The organism is Daejeonella sp. (assembly GCF_044348475.1).
In the GTDB taxonomy this organism is placed as follows: domain Bacteria; phylum Bacteroidota; class Bacteroidia; order Sphingobacteriales; family Sphingobacteriaceae; genus Daejeonella.
Genome location: NZ_JBIKSU010000088.1, coordinates 1 through 6620, shown reverse-complemented (window position 1 = coordinate 6620; position 6620 = coordinate 1). Strand labels below are relative to the sequence as shown.

7 protein-coding genes are annotated in these 6620 nt (G+C 36.2%); all 7 read left to right on the top strand.

From position 1 onward, the window contains the following. The coding region (locus ACIQZ6_RS11080) for an ATP-dependent helicase (protein ID WP_395811072.1) at window positions 1–946 on the top strand (946 nt) is incomplete at its 5' end. Between the two features lie 19 nt (window positions 947–965). Further along, on the top strand, window positions 966–1691 hold the full coding sequence (locus ACIQZ6_RS11075) for a ThuA domain-containing protein (RefSeq protein WP_395811070.1): 726 nt from the start codon (window positions 966–968) through the stop codon (window positions 1689–1691). 97 nt (window positions 1692–1788) lie between these two features. Continuing rightward, window positions 1789–2355, top strand: a complete 567-nt coding sequence (locus ACIQZ6_RS11070; RefSeq protein ID WP_395811068.1) for a UbiX family flavin prenyltransferase — start codon at window positions 1789–1791, stop codon at window positions 2353–2355. Between the two features lie 69 nt (window positions 2356–2424). Continuing rightward, a complete protein-coding gene (mtaB, locus tag ACIQZ6_RS11065) occupies window positions 2425–3744 on the top strand; it encodes a tRNA (N(6)-L-threonylcarbamoyladenosine(37)-C(2))-methylthiotransferase MtaB (protein WP_395811066.1) in 1320 nt (439 codons plus the stop codon). Between the two features lie 79 nt (window positions 3745–3823). Beyond that, a complete protein-coding gene (locus tag ACIQZ6_RS11060) occupies window positions 3824–4984 on the top strand; it encodes a prolipoprotein diacylglyceryl transferase (RefSeq protein ID WP_395811064.1) in 1161 nt (386 codons plus the stop codon). Window positions 4985–4987: 3 nt separating this feature from the next. Next, a complete protein-coding gene (locus ACIQZ6_RS11055) occupies window positions 4988–5779 on the top strand; it encodes an inositol monophosphatase family protein (protein ID WP_395811062.1) in 792 nt (263 codons plus the stop codon). 34 nt (window positions 5780–5813) lie between these two features. After that, entirely contained in the window at window positions 5814–6281 is a 468-nt protein-coding gene (locus ACIQZ6_RS11050) for a heme-binding domain-containing protein (protein WP_395811060.1), read from the top strand. Window positions 6282–6620 lie beyond the last annotated feature (339 nt).

Sequence of the window (6620 nt, the reverse complement as noted above, 5' to 3'; positions counted from 1 at the left end):
GATGAATGCTCTTGCTGATGGTGCTGATATTGTGGTTGCTACTCCAGATCGTGCAAGAGCAATCTATTTGAAATTGGGATTGAATTTGAACAAGATCATGATGTTCATTGTAGATGATGCTGCAGAAATAGTGAAACGTGGTATGCAATTACCTGTTGCTGAGCTTGCCAGAAGTATTGTTAAATGTCAACATTTAATTTTTACCGATGTTTTTCATGATAAACTGAATCTATTGACCAGTCAGTTTATGAATCAGGCAACAACTTTTGAAATTGATAACCTTGGAGAGCAAAAGCTGGAAACCATCGAACAAATTCTTTACAAGGTTCCTGATTTTAAAACTAAAGTCAACCTGCTTAACCTTTTATTAAAAGACAAAGAGGTATTTACTAAGGTACTTGTATTTGTTAATACCAGACTAACTGCCGAAAAGGTATTTAAAAGTCTGTTTAAGTACCTTGATAAAGAAATATCAATCTATAAACCTTTGTTTTTTGACCATCCTGGTTTTGACTTGATCGATGATTTTAGGCATTCTGAAGATACACGAATTTTACTTGTAGCAGATGATCTTAAAGAATCGTTTAACCTAAATGACATTCCATTTATTTTCCATTTGGAGATGCCGATTGAAATGGAAAGCTTTATCGGCAGAATCGTAAAAAACCCTTCTGCAGATAGCAGCGATACACTAGCTATTAGTTTTGCAACTGACCTGGAACTATCAATGGTAAAAAAGATTGAGCAGGCTATTGGCCTCCCAATTCCATTAGCTGAATTACCCCTTGGTCTTGTGATTGAAAAGGACAAACCGAAGAAAATTACTAAAGCTGAAGTTCAGGACACTGAATCAGGTTCAGCATTTCATGCCAAAAAACAGAGCAACATGAAGGATTACAATTACAGCTCAAGAGAAAAGGCAAAAATGAAATTCAAAAACAGATAATTGCAATTTGATTGGATCAATGAAACGAACGAAATTTTTTATTTTATTAGTCATCATAGCCAGTTTTTTTGCTGAAGTTAGAGCTGCTCATCCACCAAAAAGAATCCTACTCTTTTATAAAACTGCAGCATATAAACATTTGTCAATTCCATCTGGAATAGCAGCCATATCCAAATTAGGTGCGCAGAATAAATTTCAGGTTGACACCAGTTCAAATGCATCTGTTTTTACCAAAGAAACTCTTAAAAAGTACAATGCTGTTGTCTTTTTAAGCACATCAGGCGATATGCTGGATAGTGTTCAACAGCTAAATTTTGAAAATTATATTCATTCTGGTGGTGGATTTATGGGGATTCATGGTGCTTCAGCTGGCGAGTATGCTTGGCCATGGTATGGTAAGCTGCTTGGTGCAGTTTTTAATGGGCATCCAGCACAACAACAGGCAGTATTTAAGGTTGTTGATTCAAAACATCCTTCTACCCGACATCTTCCTCTATCTTGGACCATAAAAGAAGAACTGTATAATTTCAAAAATATCAATCCTGCTATTCATGTCTTACTAACAGTAGATGAGTCAAGTTATAAAGGTGGCACAAATGGAGCGTATCATCCTATGGCTTGGTATCATAAATTTGAAGGTGGACGAGCATTTTATACGGCTTTAGGTCATGCCGATGAAAAATATATGGATCCGTTTTTTTTGCAGCATATCCTTAACGGTATTCGATATGCTATGGGCAGATAATTCAATTTTATTTACGAGTTAAATGAAGGATATTTGACCAATATTCCTTATTAAGAGTTTAAGATTAAGTATACCTTGTCATTAATAATTAACACGAATGAAAAAGCGTAAGATTGCAATAGCTATAACAGGGGCAAGTGGTTCTATATATGCGAAGGTTTTATTTGATAAATTAACACTATTGAAAGATCAGATCGCTGATCTTGGAATCGTTATGTCGGATAATGCTAAAGATGTTTGGCACCATGAACTTGGTAATAGTTCTTTTAACGGATACGGATTCAAGTTTTTCGACAAAAGAGATTTTACTGCACCTTTTGCATCGGGTTCTGCTGGTTTTGATACGTTGATCGTTTGTCCATGCTCTATGGGTACATTAGGTCGAATTGCTGGTGGTATTTCGGATGACTTGATCAGCCGTGCTGCCGATGTAGTTTTAAAGGAGAGACGAAAATTGATTTTAGTGGTAAGAGAAAGTCCTTATAATTTGATTCATATTACTAATATGAAGACAGTTACTGAAGCTGGTGGTATAATTTGTCCGGCAACTCCTTCATTTTACAGTTTACCTCAAAGTATTGAAGAAGTAGCTGAAACAGTTGTGAACAGAGTGATTGATCTGGCTGGCTTTAATCATGATTCCTATCGCTGGGGAGATCAGTAATAGACCTGATTCAATTGCTGATGTGTTTTATTAAGCATTTCAGGCACATTTCTTATCTTTGCCAATATCATGAGTAAAAAGGTAGCATTTTATACATTGGGCTGTAAGCTCAACTTTTCTGAAAGCTCAGCAATTGGACGTCAATTTAATGATGCTGGTTTTGAAACTGTAGCCTTTACAGATCAGGCAGATGTATACCTTATTAATACATGCTCTGTCACGGACCATGCCGATAAAAAATGCCGGAAAGTAGTAAAAGAAGCATTGAAGCATTCGCCAAATGCTTATATCGCTGTGGTTGGCTGCTATGCTCAGTTGAAACCCAAAGAGATATCTGAAATTCCCGGTGTTGATATTGTACTCGGTGCTGCAGAGAAATTCATGATCATCGATTATATTACTGACCTCACAAAACAGGAAAAAGCGCTAATCTTTAATCAGGATATTTCAGAAGCAAAGAATTTTATCTCTTCCTATTCTTTTGGTGAAAGAACTAGAACTTTTTTAAAAGTTCAGGATGGATGTGATTATACTTGTTCATTTTGCACCATTCCATTAGCTAGAGGAGCCAGCAGGAGTGATACTATACCACATGTTATTGAGCAAGCAAATGAAATTGTAACATCTGGCGTAAAAGAAATAGTACTCACAGGGGTAAATCTTGGCGATTTTGGCATTAGAGATGGTATTCGTGAAAATAAATTCCTTGATCTGGTTCAAGCTCTTGACCAAGTAGACGGAATTGATCGAATCCGGATATCTTCTATTGAACCAAACCTGCTTGCAGATGAGATTATTGAATTTGTATCTCAATCCAATAAATTTGTGCCTCATTTTCATATTCCTTTGCAATCAGGATGTAATAAGGTTCTTGCACTTATGCGCCGGCGTTACAAAAGAGAAGTTTACGCTGAAAGAGTTGCAAAAATTAAAACCCTGATGCCTGATTGTTGTATTGGTGTAGACGTAATTGTAGGCTTCCCAGGTGAAACTCAAGAAGATTTTCTTGACACATACAATTTTTTAAATGAGCTGGATGTTTCCTATCTGCATGTTTTTACCTATTCGGAGCGTGAAAATACAGCTGCTGCAGAAATGAAAGGAGCAGTACCAGGTGCTTTGCGAGCAGAACGGAGTAAAATGCTTCATATTTTATCTGAAAAAAAACGTCGTGCATTTTATCAGACTCAGGTTGGAAAGTCAAGCCAGGTACTCTTCGAGGCCGATCATAAGAATGGGTTCATGCATGGCTTTAGCCGCAATTATGTGAAAGTTAAAGCCCCTTACGACCCACTACTTATAAATGACATCAAACAAGTCAAGTTCGAAAATATTGCTTCAGATGGTGATATGGAAATATCAGAACTTGTTGAAAACCTTGTTCATTAAAACCTTTCAGTCTTTATCCTATTATTCCCTTCTATTTTATAGATTAGCACAATAAATCCTTTCAGATTAAACTAAGTATATGTTCCCAACTATTACACACCTGATTGAATATTTAACAGGTTTACATATTCCTTTACCGATACAAACATTTGGTTTTTTTGTAGCTATTGCATTTGCTGCAGGTTATTGGGCACTTTCTCAGGAGTTTAAGAGAAAAGAGAAATTGGGGCTTGTTCGTCCCTTTACTAGGGATGTTAAAATTGGTGAGCCTATTTCTATGCAGGATTTAGCTTTAAATGCAATATTCGGTTTTTTTGTTGGGTATAAACTTCTTGATGGACTGCTAAACTATACCGCTTTTGTAGCCAATCCACAAGCATTTATTCTTTCAAGCAGAGGTAGCTTTTTGGGAGGATTGATATTTGGAGCTTTATTTATTTACTGGGCCTATGCCGAGAATAAAAAAGAAAGGCTAAGTCAACCCAAAATTATTAAAGAAACGGTACACCCTTACCAGATCATGGGCACATTATTGATGTGGGCAGCAATCTGGGGTTTTTTGGGCGCTAAATTATTTCACAATTTTGAATATTGGGATGATTTTGTGAAAGATCCAATTGGTGGCTTATTATCTTTTAGCGGCTTAACTTTTTACGGCGGTTTGATAATGGGAGGAGGGGCAGTGCTTTACCAGTCAAATAAATATGGGATCAAATGGATTCATATGTTAGATATTGCTGGTCCGGGTATGATGCTAGCCTATGCCGTTGGCCGTATTGGCTGTCAGCTTTCAGGTGATGGTGATTGGGGCATTGTTAATCTTGCAATAAAACCTACCTGGTTAAGTTGGGCTCCAGATTGGGTTTGGTCTTTTAAATACCCACATAATGTAGTAGGAGAAGGCATTCCAATACCAGGATGTATCGGGCCTTTTTGTAATGAATTACCATTGCCAGTATTTCCAACGCCATTTTATGAAGTTTTAATGGGGCTGGCTATTTTTGCCTTGCTTTGGGGCTTCAGAGATAAAATAAAAGTACCGGGTTTAATGTGGTCTAGCTATCTAGTTTTTAATGGAATAGAACGCTTTCTAATTGAATCAATTCGTGTTAATTCAAAATATCACGCGCTTGGTTTAAGTTTTACTCAAGCAGAACTCATTGCTACAATTCTGATTATTTTAGGGATAACGGGTATATTTTGGTCTCTAAAAAATGGAAATAAATACGCCGCTGCCTGATTTATGAACCTTTCTAAACTTACCACCGATGTAATTTCTTTAGCATTAGAAGTTGGTGATTTTATTCGTAACGAAGCACTTGTTTTTGATCGTGAACGTGTTGAATACAAGGGATTACACGATATGGTTTCTTATGTCGATAAAACAGCTGAAGAAAGACTGGTTAAGGCACTTTCTATCTTATTGCCAGAAGCAGGATTCGTTACCGAAGAAAAAACTAGCACTGTAAAGGGCGAACAATACAACTGGATAATTGATCCCTTAGATGGGACAACCAATTTTATCCATGGAATACCAACTTTCTCTGTCAGTATTGCTCTTCAATGTGATAATGAGCTTGTGCTAGGAGTGGTTTATGAAATTAATAGAGATGAATGCTTTTCGGCATGGAAAAACGGCGGTGCTTATCTGAATAATAAACGCATTTCAGTATCTAAAGCGCCAACAATTGAAAATACATTATTGGCAACTGGTTTCCCTTTTCATGATTTTGCAAATATGGAACCTTATCTTAATGTTTTAAGAGTTCTTATGCAAAAGTGCCATGGAATTCGCAGAATTGGATCTGCTGCAATTGATCTTGCCTATGTAGCAAGTGGAAGATTTGATGGATACTTTGAATTTAATTTGAATGCTTATGATGTTGCTGCGGGTATAGTTCTGGTCCGTGAAGCTGGCGGACACATTTTCGATTTCAAGGGAGGTGATCAATGCATTTCAAGAAGAGAAATAATTGCAACTAATGGCCATATTTCTGAAGAATTGGTCAAAGTAATCAAGCTATATTTTAAATAATTTTATATTATTGTTATTCAAAAACTGATCGAATATGTCAATCATTAAAAAAATTCTAATCGCGCTCTTAGGAGTTTTAATTTTCATTCAATTCATTAAGCCAGTTAAAAATCAGTCTGATGCAGTAACTCCTAATGATATTTTTGCAAATTTTCAAACTGCAGATAGCACCAAACAATTGATCCGTACAGCCTGTTATGACTGCCACTCAAACAATACAGTTTATCCATGGTATGCAGAAATACAACCCATATCCTGGTGGCTAGCAGATCATGTTAAGGAAGGTAAATCTGAATTGAATTTCTCTGAATTTGCTAGTTATAAACCTAAAAAAGCTGATCATAAACTTGAAGAAGTAATTGAAATGATTCAAGAGGGTGAAATGCCATTGAAATCCTATACATTAATACATGGCAATGCAAAATTATCAGATGAGCAAAAAACAGCCATAATAACATGGGCAGAAGGATTAAGATCTCAGATTCAACCCAATATCAAGTGATTTAGTTATCAGACATCAGACCTCAGACAACTGATAACAGACAACTGATAACTATTTTTTGAGTATTGAGTATTGAGTATAGCGTATTGAGATAGATTCTGCTTCATTTCGAAACAGCACCTCAGACTTCAGACTTCATATCTCAGACAACAGATAACAGACAACTGATAACTATTTTTTGAGTAATGAGTATTGAGTATAGCGTATTGAGATAGATTCTGCTTCATTTCAAAACAGCACCTCATACCTCATACCTCAGACTTCAGACAACAGATAACAGACAACTGATAACTATTTTTTGAGTAATGAGTATTGAGTATAGCGTATTGAGATAGATTC